The 20485-nt window shown below is 67.7% G+C and carries 16 protein-coding genes; 4 read left to right on the top strand and 12 right to left on the bottom strand.

Translation table 11 applies throughout. The features are described 5' to 3' along the window. Positions 1-67: 67 nt before the first annotated feature. From WBA11_RS03060 to WBA11_RS03025, 8 genes are all read right to left on the bottom strand, one after another. Positions 68-1552: a DUF92 domain-containing protein gene (locus WBA11_RS03060; RefSeq protein ID WP_424519254.1), complete on the bottom strand. Its 1485-nt coding sequence runs from the start codon at positions 1550-1552 to the stop codon at positions 68-70. 45 nt (positions 1553-1597) lie between these two features. Continuing rightward, positions 1598-2794 carry a PorV/PorQ family protein gene (locus WBA11_RS03055; RefSeq protein ID WP_424519253.1) on the bottom strand — a complete coding sequence of 399 codons (1197 nt, stop codon included), beginning with the start codon at positions 2792-2794 and terminating at the stop codon, positions 1598-1600. Between the two features lie 62 nt (positions 2795-2856). Beyond that, positions 2857-6906, bottom strand: a complete 4050-nt coding sequence (gene porU, locus WBA11_RS03050; protein WP_424519252.1) for a type IX secretion system sortase PorU — start codon at positions 6904-6906, stop codon at positions 2857-2859. A 328-nt stretch (positions 6907-7234) separates the two neighbouring features. Further along, the gene (locus WBA11_RS03045) at positions 7235-8239 is read right to left on the bottom strand and encodes a hypothetical protein (RefSeq protein WP_424519251.1); all 1005 of its coding nucleotides are present in this window, start codon (positions 8237-8239) and stop codon (positions 7235-7237) included. A 123-nt stretch (positions 8240-8362) separates the two neighbouring features. Next, entirely contained in the window at positions 8363-8884 is a 522-nt protein-coding gene (locus tag WBA11_RS03040; RefSeq protein WP_424519250.1) for a histidine kinase dimerization/phospho-acceptor domain-containing protein, read from the bottom strand. 33 nt (positions 8885-8917) lie between these two features. Further along, complete coding sequence (locus WBA11_RS03035; RefSeq protein ID WP_424519249.1) at positions 8918-10132, bottom strand: PAS domain S-box protein; 1215 nt, start codon at positions 10130-10132, stop codon at positions 8918-8920. Positions 10133-10187: 55 nt separating this feature from the next. Continuing rightward, positions 10188-11045, bottom strand: coding sequence for an MBL fold metallo-hydrolase (locus WBA11_RS03030; protein WP_424519248.1), 858 nt, complete (start codon positions 11043-11045; stop codon positions 10188-10190). Next, positions 11042-11680 (bottom strand): LON peptidase substrate-binding domain-containing protein, encoded by a 639-nt coding sequence (locus WBA11_RS03025; protein WP_424519247.1) that lies wholly within the window; start codon positions 11678-11680, stop codon positions 11042-11044. Before WBA11_RS03025 ends, WBA11_RS03030 begins: the two co-directional genes overlap by 4 nt. 82 nt (positions 11681-11762) lie before the next feature. Here WBA11_RS03025 and WBA11_RS03020 point away from each other — a divergent pair, with 82 nt between their 5' ends. Then, entirely contained in the window at positions 11763-13109 is a 1347-nt protein-coding gene (locus WBA11_RS03020) for a hypothetical protein (RefSeq protein WP_424519246.1), read from the top strand. A 36-nt stretch (positions 13110-13145) separates the two neighbouring features. Here the strand turns inward: WBA11_RS03020 and nadA are convergent, their stop codons facing one another. The 4 genes from nadA to WBA11_RS03000 form a co-directional block, all read right to left on the bottom strand. After that, on the bottom strand, positions 13146-14156 hold the full coding sequence (gene nadA / locus WBA11_RS03015) for a quinolinate synthase NadA (protein WP_424519245.1): 1011 nt from the start codon (positions 14154-14156) through the stop codon (positions 13146-13148). Between the two features lie 25 nt (positions 14157-14181). Then, positions 14182-14982 (bottom strand): ABC transporter ATP-binding protein, encoded by an 801-nt coding sequence (locus WBA11_RS03010; RefSeq protein ID WP_424519261.1) that lies wholly within the window; start codon positions 14980-14982, stop codon positions 14182-14184. Positions 14983-15137: 155 nt separating this feature from the next. After that, entirely contained in the window at positions 15138-16508 is a 1371-nt protein-coding gene (locus tag WBA11_RS03005) for a sigma-54-dependent transcriptional regulator (RefSeq protein WP_424519244.1), read from the bottom strand. A gap of 250 nt (positions 16509-16758) precedes the next feature. Further along, positions 16759-17562: a tetratricopeptide repeat protein gene (locus WBA11_RS03000; RefSeq protein ID WP_424519243.1), complete on the bottom strand. Its 804-nt coding sequence runs from the start codon at positions 17560-17562 to the stop codon at positions 16759-16761. Between the two features lie 214 nt (positions 17563-17776). Between WBA11_RS03000 and gap the strand changes: the two genes are divergently transcribed. The 3 genes from gap to WBA11_RS02985 all read left to right on the top strand — a co-directional run. Further along, the gene (gene gap / locus WBA11_RS02995) at positions 17777-18784 is read left to right on the top strand and encodes a type I glyceraldehyde-3-phosphate dehydrogenase (protein ID WP_424519242.1); all 1008 of its coding nucleotides are present in this window, start codon (positions 17777-17779) and stop codon (positions 18782-18784) included. 156 nt (positions 18785-18940) lie between these two features. Next, the gene (locus WBA11_RS02990) at positions 18941-20119 is read left to right on the top strand and encodes a phosphoglycerate kinase (protein WP_424519241.1); all 1179 of its coding nucleotides are present in this window, start codon (positions 18941-18943) and stop codon (positions 20117-20119) included. 45 nt (positions 20120-20164) lie between these two features. Further along, the coding region (locus WBA11_RS02985; RefSeq protein ID WP_424519240.1) for a trimeric intracellular cation channel family protein at positions 20165-20485 on the top strand (321 nt) is incomplete at its 3' end.

Raw genomic sequence — 20485 nt, 5'->3', positions numbered from 1 at the left:
CTCGAGTCCGTGCCTCAGTCACAGGCCTCTGCCCCATCGGCAGGCCTCGTCCTCGAGGTCGAGAGAGCTACGCGACGAACGACCAGGCGGCGACGGCCCCTGCGGCACCCGCCAGCGAGCCGGCCCAGTTCACGACGTCGTTGTCGACCCAGACCCACCCGACGTGGGCCGCGTCCTCGAGGTCGCCTTCCAACGCCACCTCGGACAAGGTGCCGTCCGGCCGGTGGAAGCGGGCCTGGACCGTCGCCCCGAGTGCGGAATCGAGGACGGACGCTCCGACGGCCGCGGCAGTGATCGCGACCGCGACCAGCCCATCAGTGATCCCCCCGACGAGCATCGCGGAGCCGACCACCGTGGTCGCTCCAGCGACGGCCCCGACGGTCCCAGCGACCGACATTCCGCCGGATTCACCGGGCTGCACCCGGCGGCCGATTCCAAGTCTGCGCGTCGCGCCCCCCACGGCCGTCCCCAGCTCCGTCCCCCACGTATCGGCCGCCGCCGCCGCGAACGCGCCCACGAACGCGAGATACAGCCACTCCACGTCCCAGAACACGGTGGCCGCGAAGACAACCATCCCCACGCCGCCGTTTGCGAGGACCTGTCCCATGTCCCGGCGGCTCCCCTTCGCCTCGAGCGTCCTCGAGGACGTCTTTCTCGACTCCCCGACTCGGGACAGTCCGCTCGACAGGACGAAAAAGGCCAGAGCCGGCGCGGCCCACGCGACGCCACCCAACGCGACCAGCATCCAGGCCAGCACCGAGCCCGCCAGCGCGCCCGACACGTCGAGGGCGCCGACGCGGAACGTCAGCACGCCGAAGACCACCGCCGACGCCACCGCCGCGAGGTGCAGCCCGAACGCCTCGTCGGCCTCGAGGGCGCTGAGCACGACGACAACCGCCAGAACGATCCACAGGTTGTCCCATCCGCCTCGTCCCAATGCCTCGGCCACTGTCGAGAGAGCCGCCACCGACAGCGCCGCGGCGCCGACCTCGAGGGCGGACCACCCGGGTCCGATCCACACGAGCAGGACGATGGTGATCGCGAACGCGAAGATTCCGAACGCCAGGCTACCTGCCACCGTCTTGGTGGCCCCCGCGACGTGGTACGGTCCTGGGGACGAAACGCTCGTCCCGACCCACGACGCGGCTGGATCGGCAACGGCCAGAACAGCGAACGCGATCTGCAGGACGAACACCCGGCTCGGATCCAGCGTCCAGCAGAGGTAGAGTGCCACGACCAAGGCGAACGGGAAGATCACCGTCCCGAACGACCTCCGCTCAATCGCGTGCATCGACGGCCCCCACCCTCGCCACAGCATGATCGCGTTGCCGACCATGAATGCGACGGCCAGCAGGTATATCCCGCCCGGCCCGTCGAACCACATCGGGCTCGCAGCGGTGACCAGCCCAACGCCCGCGTGCACGACTCGGCGCGTCGACTCCGGGCTCCACCCCGCCATCCTCAGCCCTTCCCCGACCGCGACGGAGGTCGCGAGCAACGCAGCGAACAGGCCAACGGCCTCGAGGTCGGTCACAATCGGAACGCCGGACATAGAACGGGCGACCTCGAGGCCGCCCGCTCCGTCCCTGTGTCGAGGCTATCGAGGAATGTTCAGCAAGAGCGAGAACCTGAGCTGGTCGGCCAGCGGCGAGTTCTCCTGGAGCGCGTAGATGTACGAGATGTCGACGCCGACCAGGCTGTAGCGGATGCCCGTTCCGAACGTGATGAACTGGCGGTTGCCGTTGGCGGGGTCCTCGTAGAAGTAGCCCGCGCGCAGTGCGAGCAGGTCGTTGTACCAGTACTCCATACCCGTTCCCAACGTCAGGGACCGCAGGCCGCTCACGGTACGGCAGTCGTTGTTGCTGTCGTCGTCAATGGCGAGATCGTCGCAGGTCAGGCCCGCCGCTCCCGTCGTCGTCTTCACCGTGCGCGATTCCCACGAGGTAAATAGGGCCTCGTAGAACGGATCGTACTCCGTGATGAACGTCCCGTCCTCCTGCTCGACGCGACGCGGGTTGACCACGATCTTGTTGACGTCGAGGGCGAGCAGGAGCCGGTTGAACTCGTCGATCTCCGTGTCGAGGGCCAAGCCCATTCGAAGGGTCGTCGGGATCGCGTCGGGGACCTCGGTGAACTCGGTGTAGGAGATGCCCGGCCCCATGTTGGCCAGGTTGAACGCGATCGACGGCCTCGAGGACTCACCGAGCCCGATGTCGGGCGCCGTGTACTTCATGCCCAGGTCGACGCCGATCGACGTTCCCGCGGAGGTCTCGGTGTTCTGACCGATGACCTGGCCGCCCGTCAGGTTGGAGTAGATGAACCGTGTGCCGAGGCCGACTGCGAGGTTCTCGGTCACCGGGTATCCGTAGCTCAAACCGAGCGCCAACTCGTACGACGAGAACTCACCGAGCTCCTGCCCCTGGTCGTTGGTCGCGATCTGGGTGCCGAGGTCGAAGTACGTCAGGTGACCACCAAGCGTGCCCGCCGACCCCAGACCGTGCTTGGCCGACAGGTGCTCGTAGCTCAGGTTGGCACCGAGTGCCGGGAGCCAGGGCGCGTGGGTAAAGGACACCTCGGTCCCCTCTTGACCGGCTAGGCCAGCTGGGTTCCACCACGGGGCGTACGCGTTGTCCGCCACGGCCACTCCGGCCATGCCCATACCAGCCGCACGGCTGTCCGGCTCGATCTGGAGGAACGGAACGGCCGTCGTGAGGACCTGAACGCCGTCGTCTTGAGCGAAGGCCGGGGCGGCAAGCGCGAGCGCGAGGCCGGAGATAAGAAGAAGTCGAGTCATGGTCGGGGGGAAGGATCGAGACCGGTTGGGCCAGCGAGCCGTAAACCTAGGGAAGATCTGTGCTATCGGATGACGGCCAGGCGTTCGATTCGCTCGGCGACACGGGAGCCGCCGGCAGAGTTGGGCACCTCCATCCGCAGGCGGACGAGGTAGACGCCGGAGCCGAGCCGGTCGAGGTCGTCATCGAGGCCGTCCCACGGGACCTCGAGGGTCCGAGAGGTGAGCACGCCGCCCGGTAACGCGTCGGCGCCGTCGATGGTGCGGACGGGCCGCCCGGCGACCGTGTAGATGCGGAGTTGAACCTGGGCCTGCGTCCCGACCGGCTGGTTGTGCTCCACAAAGAACCGTGACGGACCGGCCGTTGGGTTCGGGTACGGCAGCACGCTGCGGACGATGACGCCCTCGTCCACGACCACGAACGTGATCGTCGCCACCGAGACGTTGTTGAGGGCGTCCCACGCGGTCAAGGTCGCGGTGTGCTCCCCGGCCTCGAGGACGCGGCCGTCGCGGGCCAACGCCGAGAGCGGGACGCGGAGCGAGCCGGACTGGTACGTGTTCAGATCGCCCTGGTAGAATCGGCTCACGTCGATCGCGTTCGACTCGTCCCCGTCGAGGACGAGCAACAACTCGTGCCCCACACCAGCACCGACTGCGTTGAGGCCGCTCGGATCACGCAAGTTGGCAAACAGGACGCCGTCGGGGTTGGTCGTGCCGCCGTCGACGAACGTCGAGTCGTTGACGAACAGCGAGATCTCGGGGCCGGCGCCGTCGTTCGGCCTCGAGGACGCGTCGGTCGCGACCACGCCCTCGGTGGACTGGCCGGTGCCGTCGGTGCCGTCGGGTCCGGTCGCGTACGCCACGACGCGGGCCGCGAGGCCGGAGTAGGAGACGTCTTGCGGGACCAGGAACGTCGAGGAGAACCGCCCGCCTTCGACGGAGGCCCGGCCGGTGTAGATGCGGTCGGAGCGGTCGGCGTAGTCACCCAGCCGGTCGTCGTCGTCGCGGCTGTCCGTGTTGCAGCAGGCGCCTTCGGGGAGCGTCACCTTGCGCGCGGCGTCATAGACCTCGAGGACGACCTCGCCCTGGTAGGCCGCGTCGGGCTGCCCATCGAGGGCGAGGACCTGCCCCGTGATGGTCGCCTCGTCGAAGGCTCTGAACGCCGGTGGCGGGTTCACGTCGATCCGGCGCGCGGGGGCGCCGAGGCGCATGGCGGGATCGCCGAGCAGGTTGAACTTCCGGTTGTTCGTGCTCGCACCGATGTCCGTGTTCTTGGTCAGGTAGAGCGCGTCGCCGAGCCTCAGGGGGAGTCCCTGCGCATCCCGAAGAAGCATCTTCTCCGTCAGCGTCCGGTTGAGCCCGAAGTTCGTGTTGCTCTGCGGATTGGTGTCGGTAAAGACCAACCGGACCGTCGTGAGCATGGCGACGCCGCCACCGTCCGGCTTCAGGAGCATTTGCTCCGCCAGGCTCTGTCGGTCCACGATATCGAACTTGCCGAAGGAACACGTCGCCGTGACGAAGACGGCGAGTCGGTCCGCGTTGTCGAGGGACGCGACCAGGTCCTCGGTCAGGTACTCCTCGTCGCCGAGGCCGGACGGGCCGCCGTGTCCGCTGTAGTTCCAGATCAGCGTCCCGGCCTCGATGGACTCGCGGACGGCTTCCGTCGCCTGGGGCCGCAGTCGCCCTCGAGCCGTCACGATGCTCGGATACGACGGAGCGTAGATCTTCTGGATCGTGACGCGAGGGTCTACTTCCTGGGCCAACTCGGCCGTCCCGTCCGAGTTGAGGACGTGGACATCGTTGTCCCAGTCGTTGGGGAATTGGTCGTCCGCGACGTAGGTGTGACGCGTGCGCCATACCCCGTCGGTCGCCGGGTCCTCGTAGCTGATGATCTTGTTGACGACGTTTCTCGCGTCGGTCAGCGTCCTCGAGGGGATCCGGCCGATGCCGACGTCGACCCTCTCGTCAGTACCCGCTCCGCTGAACTGCCACTCCCCTTCCTCGTCTCCGAGGAGCCCGAAGTAGTCGTCCGACATGTACGAGGTCGTCCGGTTGAGCATGTTCTCGGACTGGTACGTCGGGACGTAGTTGGGACCCGGGAGCGTGCCGTCGCTGGTGGGGATCCGCCGGAAGTTGTAGTGCCCGTCTCCAAACAACAGGAGGTACTGCGGCAGCCGGTCGGACGGCGCGCGGTCGTAGAGGAACTTCATGTAGTCCCGGACAGCGCGCATGTCGGAGGTTCCCCCGGCGAACTCGTTGTACACCTGGTCCGTCGTCACCACGAGCGGTGTCAGCCCGTCCTTCTGCTGACGGTAGTCGGCTAGGCGGTTGGCTTGCGATAGAAAGTCGGGGTGGGAGACCACCACATAGTCCGGGGTGACCGTCGTCGCGTGCAAGTTCTGGTTGGCGACCGCGACGGCGCCGTCCTCGAGGCCGCCTGGAGTCCGCACGCTAGCTCCAGCCGGGTCGAAGGCGACGACCTCGCGCTCGACCACCACCTCACGCTGCTCGACGTCTCCAGTGGGCGACGTGACGGTCTGAATCTCCGTCGCAGCCTCGACTTGGATGCGCCATCCTTGCCCGGTCGGTGCGACGCCGAGACGCCGGATCGCACCGGCGTCGGTCACGTCCCACACCTGGGGCTCTGACGCGAATCCCGTCGTGGTCGTCTCAAACAAGCCGGTCTCTCCACCTGGAGTGGGAAACTGGACGAACCCGTCTTCTGCAACGGCCGGACGGTCGAGGACGGCCTGCACCCAGTCCAGCCAGGCGCCCTCGACGTTGCCGCCGCCGGTGGCTCGGAACTCGACCTCGAGGCCGGACCCGTAGGTCGTTTCGGTCACGAGCTCTCGTTGGTTTGCGAGGTTGCCGGTGTTCTGAGACGACGTCGAGATCGCGCTGGGCGCTCCGCTCGCGATCGACTGGCCCCCCTTGATCATCGTGAACGTGACCGCGGGGTTGGCCCGTGCGACGACGCGAGCGCGGTACCGGACCGGGGACGCCGCCGACGCGCCGGGCGCCGCCACGCTGAGCCGCGGCGTCGATGCGCTGTTCAAGGGCACGGTGGGGCCGAGCCAATCGAGGCCAGACCCGCCGCCATCGCGCTCGATGTTAACAAAGTCCTCTTCGTAGAAACGTCGGTCTTGAATCGTAGCGAGCACTTGGGCACCGCTCGAACCCGGAAACGCCGCCTCGCCGATGCGGGACGGAGACGGATCATCGAGGCGCAAGAAATAAAAGCTGTTGCTCGAGAACGGGCTGATGTCGTGCAACCAGTAGCCGTCGCGAGCGCCCGTCCGTGAGACCCAATCCCACCACGACGGCCCCTCCGCGTAAAACACGAGCCCACCATCGGCCTCGAGGGACGCGACAGGTAACAAGTCGGCCGGACGGTCGACGGCGTTGACGGCCGGCAAGATGCGCCCGCCCGTGCCGTAGACGCCGATGCTCGACATCGAGATCGCGTCCTCGAGGCCGAGTTGGTCGCGCAAGAAGTCCGCGTCGATGCGGTAGACGCCGGTCTCGGGGATCGGGACCTTGAACCAGCGGCCCTCTGCCAGTCGGCTCTGGCCGACAGCGAGGTGGGGGTTGTCGTCTCCCGACGACGCGAGCCGCGCAACGACCGGCGGCCTCGGCACGCGCACTACGACGCGGCGAGCCCGGATCAGCCGGTCGCCCTCGACGCGGAGCGTCCGCAGCGACAGACTACCGACGAGCTCGCGGCGGCGCTCTCCCAGGTTCACGACCTCGGCCGCCTCGTCCTCGAGGACGGCGTACGCCTGGCGCATCGAGGCCGGGAGTGTCACCTCGTCGCCCTCGAAGGAGAGGACGGTGACTGCCGGCGGCACCGCCGAGCCCAAGGAGATCTCGTGGGACAAGGTGGCCCGGCCGGCACTCGCCAGAGCGATCAAGTTCTCGATCTGACCATCGGCGCGCTCGACAGCCTCTTCGAGAGGCGTTCTCCAGGCGGCGGTGACCTCGACCGTGACCGCGTTCGGCGTCGTCTCCAGGACGCGGAGCGTCGGGACGTCCGGGCGTTGATCGACGTACTCGACGGACGGTGCCTGCGCGGAGGCCGCTACGGCAAGGACGCAGAAGAGTGCTAGACGCGACATAGAGAGCGTGCGGGAGGCCCGAGGCGGGTGGGAACCTGTCGGCGCGCAGGACTGCGCGGGGCGTAGCACGAAACTCTCTTATACGCGATGCGGTGGGACGAGACGAAGATAGAGGAGCGTCCCAAACGGCGACAAGGCGCGCACCCGTGCCCCGAGTGAGGGATTCAAGGATATGTGCGATCAAGCAGGCGCGACGCCCGACTCGTCCTCGAGCACGACATATCAGACCGGGTCACCGTCGAGACCACGTGCCCCTCGAGGCCGCGTACGCCCGGTAGGGCGACGCGACTTCGAGGACGGCTCACGTCCCTCGACTCTCGCCCCGCTCCTAGCTGTTGATGTTGCGGTGGATCGCCTGCCGCGTAAGCCCGATCCGCTCGCCGAGCTGGCTCCGGTTGTCGATCCCTGGGATCCCGACGAAGCCGTTCACCAGGCTCGTCAGATACTCCTGCCGGAGCCTGTTGATTGGGATCGGCCCCAGGATTTTAGCGATGTCGAGGTCAGCGAGCTCGCTCTGGGCCGCGGCCACGTCGGCCTCGATGCGGTCGGCGAGCGAGGGCCACGTCGGGACGTTGGCGAGCGTCGCCTGGGCCTGCTGGTAGTACTCGAGGGCGAGGCCGTAGAACTTGAAGTCGTAGTGGTAGATCTGGGCAAGCTGGTGCAACGCCATGCCTTGCTCCGCGACCAGGCCGTTGCGCGTGGCGAGCTCGTGAGCTTTCTGGATCGACTCCTCGCCCGCGTGGTGCTTGTCCAGCTTTACCTCGGCGAACCCCTTGTAGGTCAACGCGCGCGGGATGTACTCGACGAGCCCGTTCCGGCGGCTCAGGTTGTAGACACGCGTGCAGAGCTCGATGCCCTGCTCGAAATGCCCCTGAACCATCAGGGCCTGGGCTTTCTCGAGGAGCGCTGCGACCTCCCAAGCTCGGCTGCCCAGGCGGCGGGCTTCCTCTCGCACGCGGTCGAAGTACTGGACCGCCGCTGTGATGCTCATCAACCGGTGGCGCATCAGCCACCCGAGACGATAATCGAGGACCAAGGTTTGGTAGGCGTCCTGCGGATCGATGAGCGCGAGCTCGGTCTTGCTCCGCTCGACGGGCGCGTCTCGCAGGCAGCGGACCGCCTGGAGTTGGACGTGGGTCTGGAGCGTCTGGTCGAGGGGCGCTTTCAGGAGCTCGTTGAACTCGAGGTAGGCGTCGTAGACCTGAGCGTCGGCGACGTGGCGTACGGCTCGGTCCCAGCGTTCTCGGACGGCGTCGGGCTGATCCGCTAGCGCGGCAGAGACACGGTCGACGTGCTCTTGCTCGTGAGCTGGAATCATCGGGGCGGAGGACATACGGGTGGGTAGCTCGGCGACGGACGCCACGAAGAGAAGCAGCCGAGATATCGGTGCCGACGTCGTCGCGCTTAAACCCGACCGAACACCATTCCGCACTTTCCCGGAAGGATGTTCCGCCAGCTACCCGATCACCTGGTCCACTCGCTTGCGGAGAGCTGCGACGTCTGCAAACAAGGCCTCGAGCTCGCTCGCAGCCTGCTGAATGCTCCCGATGGCCTCGACGATCGTCTCGTCGGTCGGAACGGCCTTGGCCATCTCTGCGGCGAGTTGCGCGTTCCCCGAGATGACGGCGAGGGGGTTGTTCAAGTCGTGAGCGACCCGAGACAGCTCGTCTCGCACGCCCTCGAGGACGGACGCGTCTCCTCGTGCGTCGCCTTCGGTGACCGCCCCTTGCAACCTTGCCTGGATCTCGTCGGCCTCGAGGGGTTCCACGACGGCATCGAGGCCGAGGGCGTCACGCAGCGCTCCGATCCGGTCGGCCCCCTCGACGTCCGGGCCGATCCAGACCGCGTCGAAGGTGGTCCCCGCGAGGTAGGCGCGAGCCTCCATCGCCGACGACGCCGGGGTCACCTCGAACGGAAGCGAAGCGGCGGACTCGAGCCACCGGTCCGCGTCAGAATGAACCAGCAGGACGGAGCGCACGATGGGCACGGAGAGATCGAAAGGACGAGCAGGTTACCGCTGCGCGGCGTGCGGTGCCGCAGGCCGTGCGGTTCGATGGCCGTCGCCGATCGGAGTCGTGTCCGCCAGGCCCGGCATCGCCACTCCAATCAGGGTCAGCCTGTCCGCCGAACCCGGCGTGCGGCTGTGCCCCCTCCTCCACATCATCGAGGCCGGGCCGCTGGGCGTGGCGTGGACCATAACGTAGGGGTCGTCGCTGGTGCTCCAGAACCACTGCGTGAACGCCGTCGCCTCTGCCCCTGCGAGCCGCAGCGCGTCGAGGGCGCCTCCAAAGTCTCTCACAGAGTGAGACCTCCGTCCGGTGAGGACCTCGAGCGTCCGGTTCCACCGGTACGCGTTACCCGCGGACCCGAACGCTGCGATGGCGACTCCCGCGCCCTCGAGGGCGTCTCCGAGCGCCTGACGCCCAGACGTGAGCTGCTGCACGCGGTGATCGACCATGAGGTCGAGGGTATCTGCGAACGACGCCACGCGGTGCTCTAGCTGGCGCTCGTGGAGCTTGTCGGTGAGCTGGTACAAAACGATCGCCCGCCCCCCCGACTTGAAGGCTCGAAGAGCGACCTCGACGGGACGGCGCTGACCGTCACGATCTACCACGTCGGCCTCGAGGCCGGTGATGGAGCTGTTCTCTTTGAGCGAACGGGCCGCGTAGACCTCGAGCTCGCTGACGGGCAACGTACGTTCAATGCCAGCGACGTCTACCCCGCGCACGTCCTGAGGGGACAAACCGGTCAGGGCGTAAAACGCCGGATTCCCCTCGACCAGCGCCCCCCCAAGCTCCGCAAGGACCAGCGGATGAGGGCTTATCTGGTACAACGCGGCGACGTGTCCGCGGAGCTCGCGCGACTCTCGGTTTTTCAGATCCAGCTGCGCCACCAGCGGGAGGAGCGCGTCGAGATCCTGGCCGAGGTCGGCCCGACGACGAGAGATGTGCTGTAGGGGCGTGGGGGAGTCCGCGATCACCTTGGCCTCGGCCCGGACACGTTGCGACCTGCGGGGTCCGAGCACATAGGCGAGGAGAGCGACGACGACGACCAGGACCGCCCACAACCCGACCCCAACGCCGACGGCCTCGATGACGGCATCCTCAGGCGACGTCGCGCCCTGACCCATCGAGAACACATGCAGCTCCACGGCCAGGACCGCCACCGCCGTAACGACGAGCAGTCCCAGGATGGTGATTCGAGTAGACGAGTTCGGGAGAGCCATGCGAACGGGAGGTGGTCTCCAGGGCCGGAGCCGTCGTCGGCACCGATGCGACCACCTACATCTCAGTGGGAAGGTCGGGCCGCTCGTCGAAAGTGGCAACCCCACGCTCGGCATCCACGATCCGTGACCACGCCGTCACAGGGTCGTGCTCGAACACGACCCCCCAGTTTTCGCGCGCTGCCCGGTCCAAGAGGCGCTCCTTCTCGGAGAGGGTGTCGAGGGGCCGGATGTCGTACGCCATGATCCACAGCGGCGAAACGTGCGCCGCGGTTGGCACCAGGTCCGCCGGAAAAAAGACGGATCGCTCCCCGTCCGTCACGCGAGGGAGCACCTGCCCAATCGTATGACCGTCGACGACCTCGAGGGCGACGTTGGGGAACGGCTCGTCGCCGTCTCCAATCAAGCGCAAGCGACCGGACGCTCCGAGCGGATCGAGATTCTCGGCCAGAAACGACGCGCTCTCGCGCGGGCTCTCTTTAGCCCACTGCCAGTGCCTCTCCCCGACCCACAGATCGGCGTTTGGAAAGACGACCTCGAGGTCGCCGGCTTGGGTCCGCTGCGTGGCGCCTCCGGCGTGGTCGAAGTGGAGGTGCGTGAAGAGGACGTCGGTCACGTCGCCGGGTCCGACCTCGAGGGCGGTGAAGGAGCCTAGCAGCGTCGAGTGGTCGAGGTCGACGCCGTAGATGTCGTTGAACTTGTCGGTCCCCTTGTCCCCGACGCCCGTATCGACCAAAATCGTCCGGCCGTGCCCCCGCAGCAGCAGGCACCGCATCGCGAGCGGGATCCGACCCCGCTCGTCGGGCTCGATCCGGCGCTCCCACAACGGTCGCGGGACGATCCCGAACATGGCGCCGCCGTCCAGCCGAATCCGCCCGGTCTCGACGAGGTCGATTTGGTAGCCGGCGAGCGTCATGAGTCACCGAGGGTCGGGAACCCGGTGGAGTGCCCGTCGCCGCGAGCCAGGCTGCGCAGATCGCGGGCCTTCTTCAGGCGCTTGAGCAGTCCCTCGAGGTGCGTCGAGAGCCATCGGATCCGGTCGGCCTCGAGGTCCATCTCCAACAGCTTCTGCTTGTCCGCCAGGTCGAGGCCGGCGTTGCGGCCGATGACGAACGACGTGGGCAGGCCCTGGTCGTAGCGCTGGGGATCGGGGTCCTCCCCGGCCATCTCGAGAAGCTTGAGGTGCCGAGCGATCGCAGCGCTCCGAGCGCCGTCGTCCGTCCCCTCGGACACGTCCTCGACCGGGGCCACGTCCGCCGTCAGATAGGACCGGTCGCGATGGATCTCTTGGACGCTGAAGCGCGACTCACCGACGGCGATGATGTCGAGGCGTCCGTCCGAGTACCGCGCCGCCACGCGCTCGATCCGAGCGGCGCACCCAACCTGGGCGACGTCTTCTTCGGAGGCGTAGACGATTCCAAACGGCACGTCCGCGTCGATGCACTCTCGGACCATCTCTTTGTAGCGGGGCTCAAAGATGTGCAGAGGGACCGGCTCCCCTGGGAGGAGCACGACGCCAAGCGGGAAGAGGGGAAGCCGTTCGTCGAACATGTCCCGTCCCGTACCCGAGGCGGTGTGAGAGGTTCTGCTAACGCATCGAGGACGGGGTAGCTTCGCTCGTCACTCCAGTCCCGTGCGAGTCGCATCCGTCCTCCTGCTCAGCGTCGCATTGGCGGGTTCCGCCATGGGCCAGCCGCTCGCGTTCGGGTCCTCCGATGACGTCCTCGAGTTGGGCAGTTCGATACGGCCCGAGGAGCGGTTCCGGGCTGCGGGGTATCTGGGTCCAGCCTACCTGCCAGACACGTGGCGTGGCGCGGGCCGCCTCGAGGTCGAGGCGTTGGCGGGGCGCTTGAGCATCGGGCTGGGGGGCACCGTCCACTCGGGGGACAACGGACTCTACGCCCCAGAGGGGGACGAGCTCTACGACCTCGCGCGGCTCGTCCGCTACGTTCGCCTCAACTCGACGGCGGCCGACCGGGCCTACCTCCGCCTCGGTCCGACGGAACGGGTGACGCTCGCGAGTGGAGCGTTGGCCCGGGGCTACCGCACGACGTCGGCGTGGGACGAGCGCTCCATCGGCCTCGAGGGCGCCTTGGAGGCGGGCCGCTTCCGAGTCGCGGGCTTCGCGGACGACGTCCTGCGCCTCGACGGCGTCGTCGGCGGAGAACTCGAGGTCGACCTCGATGCGACCGTGGGGCCGGTTCGGGGCATCGGCGTGACGGTGGCCGGCGTTCACGACCTGGGGCGGACCGGCATCACGGGCGACTCGTCATTGACGGGCGTCGAGGTCGTAGCGCGCGGGACCTTGCCGGGGATCGGGCCGCTCGACCTCGAGCCGTACGCGACCCACGCCCGCTACCTTGGGCAAGGGAGCACGCTCGGTGGCGGCGTCCGCATCGGGTCCGAGAACGTAGGCGACGTATTTCGTGGATCGGTCGGAGCAGGCGTCTTCGCGTCGACGCCAGGCTTCGTGCCGGGCCACGTCGGTCCGTTCTACTCGATCTCCAACGCGACGGAGCGGATCGTGGACGACCGCGGGTTTTTCGAGAGCCCGCGTCGCATCGAGCTCGCGGGGACGCCTCTCGACAGCGTGCGCAGCGCCCTCGATCTCGTCCTCGACGTGCAGATCTTGGCGTTCGGACGGTTCGAGCTGTCTCAGCACTACCGCCGTCACATCGGAGAAAAGACCGCGAGTGCGTTCGCCTTTCGTGCCGCTGGACGTCTCCCGGGGCAAGGCCGCATCGAGTTCGCCCTCGAACGCCAGGACTTCCGGGGCTTCTTCGACTTGATCCAAGACCTGGGCCAACTGAACACCCTCGTCCTCGATGTGCAGGTGCCGGTCGGGCGGCGGGGCGTCGTATTCGTCCGCTCTCGGTACGGGTACCGACGTCTAACGGACGCAGACGGCCTCGAGGACGACGACCGGTTTCTCGTCGAACGTCGGTTTGAGCCGCTGATTGGAGTCCGGCTCGGTCAGTAGCGACCTCGAGAGCTGCAAGGCCGGCGCAGCCAACGTCTAGCTGACGCCTTCGCTCATCTCGAGCATCCGCTGGATCGGCTTGAGCGCCGCGAGCCGGAGGGCCTCGTCCATCTCGAGAACCGGCTGCTGGTGCTTTAGGCACAGGTACAGCTTCTCGATCGTGTTCAGCTTCATGTGCGGACAGTCGTTGCAGGCGCACCCGTTGTCCGGCGGCGCGGCGACGAATGTCTTGCCGGGGTTGTCCTTCTGCATCTGGTGCAGGATGCCGGACTCTGTCGCCACGATGAACGTGTCGGCTTCGGACTCGGCGGCGAAGCGCCGGATCGAGGACGTGCTCCCGACGTGGTCAGCGAGTCGCAGGACCGCCTCCTCGCACTCGGGGTGCGCCAGGACCGGAGCACTAGGGTAGCGGCCTTTGAGGCGAGCCAGCTTCTGCGCCGAAAAGATCTCGTGGACGATGCACGCGCCCTGCCACAGCACCATATCGCGGCCCGTCTCCTTGATGAGCCAGCGACCCAGGTTGCGGTCCGGCGCGAAGATGATCGGCTGGTCCGCGGGGATCTGACGGACGATGTGCTCGGCGTTCGAGGACGTGCAGATGATGTCCGTCTGCGCCTTGATCGCGGCCGAGCAGTTGATGTAGCTCACCACGAGGTGGTCCGGGTGCTCGGCGCGGAACGCCGCGAACTCGTCGGGCGGACAGCTATCGGCGAGCGAGCAACCGGCGTTGAGGTCCGGCAGCAAGACCGTCTTCCCAGGGTTGAGAATCTTGGCCGTCTCCGCCATAAAGTGAACGCCTGCGAACACGATCACGTCGGCGTCCGTCCGCTCCGCCTCGCGCGCCAAGCCCAGACTGTCCCCGATGTAGTCGGCGACGTCCTGGATGTCGCCCTCCTGGTAGTAGTGGGCCAGCAAGACGGCGTTCCGCTCGCGCTTAAGCCGGTCGATCTCGTCGAACAGGTCCAGCGTCGGGTCGATGTCCTCCTGGACAAAGCCGACGCGGGCGACCTCGAGGTCGAGCGTGGGGAGCGTGAGCGTCTCGGTCATGGCGACAAAGGGATGGTGGGTCTCCCTACGAACGCGCCGGAGACGAGGATTCGGGTCCGTCCTCGAGGGCGGAGGTCGGCTCGGCGGCAGGGTCTGGCGTCGGAGGCGCAGCAGGTAGAACCGTTCGTACGTCGTCCTCGAGGGCGGACGCGGGCTCCGCTCCGTCGACGAGTCGCCCGCCCTCGAGGCGGAGCACGCGGTCGGCGAGATCGGCCAAGGTCGGGTTGTGCGTGACCACGACGAAGGCCTGGTCGGCGTCGCGGCTAAGCCGCAGGATCTCGTCGTGCAGGCGCTCGGCAGTCTTGACGTCGAGGTTGCCCGTCGGCTCGTCCATGAGCACGAGACCGGGCTCGTTCATCAAGGCCCGGGCTACCGCCACGCGCTGCTGCTCGCCGCCTGAGAGTTGGCTCGGCCGGTGATCGAGCCGGTCCCCAAGACCGAGCTGCGTCAAGAGCTGCTGGGCGCGCGGCGTCGCGGTCTCGAAGGTGCCTCCGGCGATGAGCGCGGGCATCGCGACGTTTTCGACGGCCGAGAACTCGGGGAGCAAGTGGTGGAACTGGAAGACGAACCCGATCGCGCGGTTTCGGAACGCGGCGAGCGCCTCGTCGCCCTTCTCGAACACGTTCTCGCCCCGGTACGAGACCGTGCCGGAGGTCGGACGGTCCAGCGCTCCCAACAGGTGGAGCAGCGTCGATTTTCCCGTCCCGCTCTCGCCCACGACAGCGACCAGTTCACCGGGGTAGATGTCGGCCTCGAGGCCGTCCAAGACGGTGAGCGTCCCGGCGGCGGTGGGATAGCTCTTGCGGAGCGCGCGAGCCGAGAGGATCGCAGGGCGATCCGAGGGAACGGCCGTGGTGGAAGCGGCGGTTGAGTCCGCATCCAGCGTCTCGCCCTCGAGGACGGACGGGGCCGTTTCGCCACGAGGCCCGACCTCGAGGTCGGGCGGGGACCCCTTGCCGACTGCCTCTTCCCGCTCGCCCATCACTCTGGCCTCTCGATGGCCAAGTCCTTGAGCTTGTTGTAGAGGTGCGAGCGCTGGATCCCGATCTTCTCAGCCGTGGCGGAGACGTTCCAGTCGTTCTCGTCCAGCTTGCGCTCGATAAACAGCTTCTCCGCCTGGTCCCGGAACTCGAACAGCATGTCGTAGCGGTCGATCAGGCCCGCGGCTCCGCCCCCGCGCCCCGGCATGACGAATCGCTCGACGTCGGCCGTCGTGATCTCATCCCCGTCCGACAGGATCAGCAGCCGCTCGACGACGTTACGAAGCTCACGGACGTTGCCGCGCCAGTCGTAGTCGCGAAGCCGCTCGAGTGCCGCGTCGGCGAACCGCTTGTCGGACATCCCGTTGCGGCGCATCACCTGTCCAAGAACGTAGCCCGCGATATCGGGGATGTCCCCACGCCGCTCGCGAAGTGGTGGAACGTGGATCAGGATGACGGAGAGCCGGTGGTAGAGGTCTTCGCGGAACAGCTTGGCGTCGACCTGGGCGAGCAAGTCGCGGTTGGTGGCTGCCACGACGCGGACGTCGACCGAGATCGCGCGGTCGCCGCCGACGCGTGTGATCCGGCTTTCTTGCAGCGCGCGCAACACCTTGGCCTGAGCGTCGAGTGACATGTCGCCGATCTCGTCCAGAAACAGTGTCCCCCCGTCCGCCTGCTCGAACTTGCCGATCCGCTGCTTGGTGGCGCCCGTGAACGCTCCTTTCTCGTGCCCAAACAGCTCGCTCTCGATCAGCTCCGACGGGATCGCGGCACAGTTGACCTCGACGAGCGGCCCGTCCGCCCTCGAGGACTGGGCGTGCAGGTGCCGGGCGACGAGCTCCTTCCCCGTCCCCGCCTCGCCCGTGATCAGGACCCGGGCCTCCGACGGCGCGACGCGCTCGACGGTTTGCTTGATGCGCCCGATGGCTGGGCTGTCCCCAACGATCGGCGTCAGGTCCGACGTGCTCGTGTCCTTGACGACCTGACGGAGCCGCGTGTTCTCGGCCTTGAGTTGCCCTCGGTCCAGCGCACCCCGCACGGTGACGAGCAGCCGGTTCATGTCCGGCGGCTTCTCCAGGAAGTCGACGGCCCCGAGTTGCGTCGCCTCGACGGCCGTCTCGACGGTCCCGTGCCCCGAGATCATCACGACGGGCACGCCGGCCTCGATGTCGTGGAGCGCCTTGAGCACCTCCATGCCGTCGCGCTTGGGCATCTTGATGTCGAGCAACACCAGGTCGACGCCCGAGCGCCCTTTGTCGAACGCCTCGTCCCCGTCGACGGCCTCGAGGACGGTGTAGCCTTCGAACTCGAGGATTTCCCGGAGCACGCGCCGGATGGCGGGCTCGTCGTCGGCGATCAGAACGGTGGGCATGGGGGCTGTCAGCGAGAGGTCCCCGAAGCTAACAGCGCGCGGTGCGGCCTCGAGGACGGAGGAGGTCGCCCTCCATCTGCAACCAGTCCTTCGCCCTCGAGGACGGAAGGCCCGAGTCGAAGCCCGACGAATGGGGTCTCGACGCGACCAGTGCTGCCGGGGGATTCCTAGTGCACGTTGAGACCCAAGTGGATCCTCTCAGCCGACGGCGTGCCAACCGTTGGTCGTCCTCGTCCTCGAGGGCGCTCCGCTACTGCAGGTCGTCCACCGTCAGCGTGTTATCGGTCGACTCCGTCGCGGTCGTATCCGCGACGACCGGGGCTGGAGTCACGTCTCCGGTCGCTTCGCCGGTTGCCGTCGCAGCGGCGCGTGCGGCTCCAAGCTCGACGGCGGCGGTGCTGGCCTCCGGCGTTCCGGCCCAGTCGTCCACGATCGAGGTCAGGGCCGCGCTCGCCTCGTCGGCCTCGCCGGCTGCGATGAACGCACGAGCCGCGTCGAGGAGGTATCCCGGCGTCGAGGCCGGCGACTCGAAGGCGGTGGCGGCACGTTCGTACAAGCCGGCCGCGGTCGCGGCGTCGCCGTTCTGCTCGGCGATGGCCGCTTGGCCCGCCAACGCGCTCGCGCCGATCAAGCCTGACCCACCGTAGTCCTCGAACATCTCGAGCGCTCGGTCGGTCTCACCGAGTTGGTAGAGGGCGTCGGCGGCGAAGAAGGTCGCCTGCTCGCCCGTTGAGGTCGAGCCGTACTCGTCGGCGATCTCGAGCAAGCCAGGAGCGGTGTCCGTCCCGTCGAGGGCGGCCTGGTAGTTACCGGCTTCGTACTCGGTGAGGATCGCGCCCAAGAGCTCCTGCGCCTCCGTCGACCGGTTCGCCTGCCAGGTCCGCCACGCCACGATGGCGACGGCGAGCAGGACCAGCGCCGCGATGACGCCGATGATCACGTTGCGGTTGTCCTCGAAAAACTCCTGGCTCCGCGAGACTCGGAGCGCGGCGTCGTCCCCAAAGTCCGAGGACTGGGCGGGCGTGAGCGACTTGGGAGGGTTGATCTGGGCCATCAGGAAACGTCGGAACGCGTGATCGGGGGAGCCTCACAGGAATCGACGAAGGTAGGAGTACCACGCCGAGGCGGCTATGAAGAGCCTGGCGATATGGCCCGGGAGCGCTACCACGGCCTCCTCTTGGGTCTGATTTCATCGAACCGCACATTCCACCTGTGGGCAGACCTCTAACCTGACGTCTCGAGTCCCTCTCTCCCTCTCCCCAACCCTCATGGCCATCAAGATCGGCATCAACGGCTTCGGCCGGATCGGACGTCTCGTGTTCCGCTCCATCCTCGAGCGCGGCACGGGCGACTTCGACTTCGACATCGTCGGCGTCAACGACTTGACCGACGCGGAGACGCTCGCGCACCTCTTCAAGTACGACTCGGTCCACGGCATCTACCCCGGTGAGGTCAAGGCCGAGGGCGACGAGTTGGTCATCGGCGGCGACCGGTTCAAGGTCTTCTCCGAGCGCGACCCGGAGAACCTCCCTTGGGGCGACCTCGAGTGCGACGTCGTGGTCGAGTCGACCGGCGTGTTCCGCACCCGCGAGGGCGCGTCGAAGCACCTCACCGCTGGCGCCAAGAAGGTCGTGATCTCGGCCCCGGCCTCGGGCGAGGTCGACGCGACGATCGTGCTCGGTGTCAACGACGACACGCTGACCGGGGACGAGAAGATCGTCTCGAACGCGAGCTGCACGACCAACTGCCTGGCCCCGCTCGTCAAGGTCCTGGACGACGCGTTCGGCATCGAAAAGGGCTTCATGACGACGATCCACGCGTACACGTCGGACCAGCGGATCCAGGACGCTCCTCACAAGGACTTGCGCCGCGCCCGCGCTGCCGCGTTGTCGATGATCCCGACCACGACCGGCGCTGCCAAGGCCGTCGGCCTCGTGCTCCCGCACCTCAAGGGCAAGCTCGACGGGTTCGCCGTCCGCGTTCCCACTCCGGACGGCTCGCTCGTCGATCTCACGGCCATCGTCGGCAAGGAGGTCTCCATCGAGGACGTGAACGGCGCCATGAAGACGGCCGCCGAGGGTCCGATGAAGGGCATCCTGGAGTTCTCGACGGCGCCCCTCGTCTCGGTCGACATCGTCGGCAACCCGCACTCGTCGATCTTGGACGCGCCCTCGACGATGACCGACGGCACGCTCGTCAAGGTCGTGAGCTGGTACGACAACGAGTGGGGCTACGCGAGCCGCACCGTGGACCTGGTCAAGCGCCTGATGGCGTAGAGTGGGTTTTGGGGGCTAGGGGTTGGGGGTTGGGGTCGCTCGCGAGCGGCTCCGCATCTCCTCCCTAGTTCCGTCCATCGAAGCCGTCCTCGAGGTCGCAGCGGCCGCGGTCTGCCAGAACCGTCCCCAATCCCTAACACCCAATCCCCAACACCCATGCTCACCCTTTCCGACCTCGAGGTCGCCGGCCGCCGCGTGTTGGTGCGCGTCGACTTCAACGTCCCGCTCGCCGACGACGGCTCGGTCTCGGACGACACGCGCATTCGGGCGGCGCTCCCGACCATCCAGGCCCTCCTCGAGGCCGGTGCGACGCCGGTGCTGATGTCGCACCTGGGACGCCCTAAGGGCACACCAGACCCCGCGCTCTCCCTCCGGCCGGTGGCCGAGTACCTGGACGGCCTCCTTGAGGCCGAGGTCGTGTTCTGCACGTCGACGGTCGGAGCCGAGGCTCAGGCGTGCGTCGATGGCGCACCGGACGGGGCCGTCGTGCTGCTCGAGAACACGCGCTTCCTGGCCGGCGAGACGATCAACGACGACGGCCTCGCCCGTGAGTTGGCGGCTCTCGCCGACGTCTACGTGTCCGACGCGTTCGGCTCGGTCCACCGTGCCCACGCCTCGACGGCGGGCGTCGCGGCCCACGCCTCCCAAACGGCGGCAGGGCTGCTCTTGCACCGCGAGGTCGACTTTCTGACGCGCGCCCTCGAGGACCCGGCCCGTCCGTTCGTCGCCGTCCTGGGCGGCGCCAAGGTGTCCGACAAGATCGGCGTGATCCAGGCGCTCGCTCCCAAGGTCGACTCGCTGCTCATTGGCGGGGCGATGGCCTACACGTTCCTGGCCGGCTTGGGCCATTCGACCGGCACGTCGCTCGTCGAGGACGACCGCACGGACGAGGCCTTCCGCCTGCTCGAGCAGTTCAAGGACACGATCAAGCTCCCCGACGACCACGTCGTCGCCGACCGGTTCGCGGCGGACGCCAGCACCCAGGTCGTCTCCGGCGAGATCCCGGACGGAATGATGGGTCTCGACATCGGGCCGACCACGCGTCAGCAGTACGCGGGCTTGATCGAGGGCGCCCACACGGTGATCTGGAACGGGCCGATGGGCGTGTTCGAGCTCGAGCCGTTTGCCGGCGGCACGCTGGCCGTCGCGGACGCCCTCGCCGCGGCCACGCGGGAGCACGACGCCTTGACGGTCGTCGGTGGCGGAGACTCTGTCGCGGCGATCAACCAAGCCGGCCTCGCGGACGCGGTCACACACGTCTCGACCGGCGGCGGCGCGATGCTCGAGTTCATGGAGGGCAAAACGCTGCCTGGTCTCGCCGCCCTCGAGGCCTAGCCCCACGCGTCCTCGAGTCGACCTCGAGGGCGGACCGGCGCCGCTGTGCTGTACGCGCTCGACCTTGCAGGGACGTTCGTGTTCGCGCTCTCGGGCGCGTTCAAAGCCGTCCGGCTTCGGCTGGACTGGCTCGGCGTCGCCATCCTGGCCTCGCTGACCGGAGTCGGAGGGGGCATCGTGCGAGACCTCTTGCTCGGCGTCGCGCCGCCGGCCTCCCTCGAGGACGAGGCGTACATCTTGGTCTGCCTGGCCGGAGCCGCCGCGGTCGTCATCGGAGCACCCGCCGTCGCGGCGAGGTGGAACCGCGTGATGGTCGCCGACGCGCTCGGCCTGGGCCTGTTCGCCGCCTTGGGCGCGGCCAAGGGA

This window comes from Rubrivirga sp., assembly GCF_049648075.1.
In the GTDB taxonomy this organism is placed as follows: domain Bacteria; phylum Bacteroidota; class Rhodothermia; order Rhodothermales; family Rubricoccaceae; genus Rubrivirga.
This window is presented reverse-complemented; position numbering and strand designations above follow the sequence as displayed.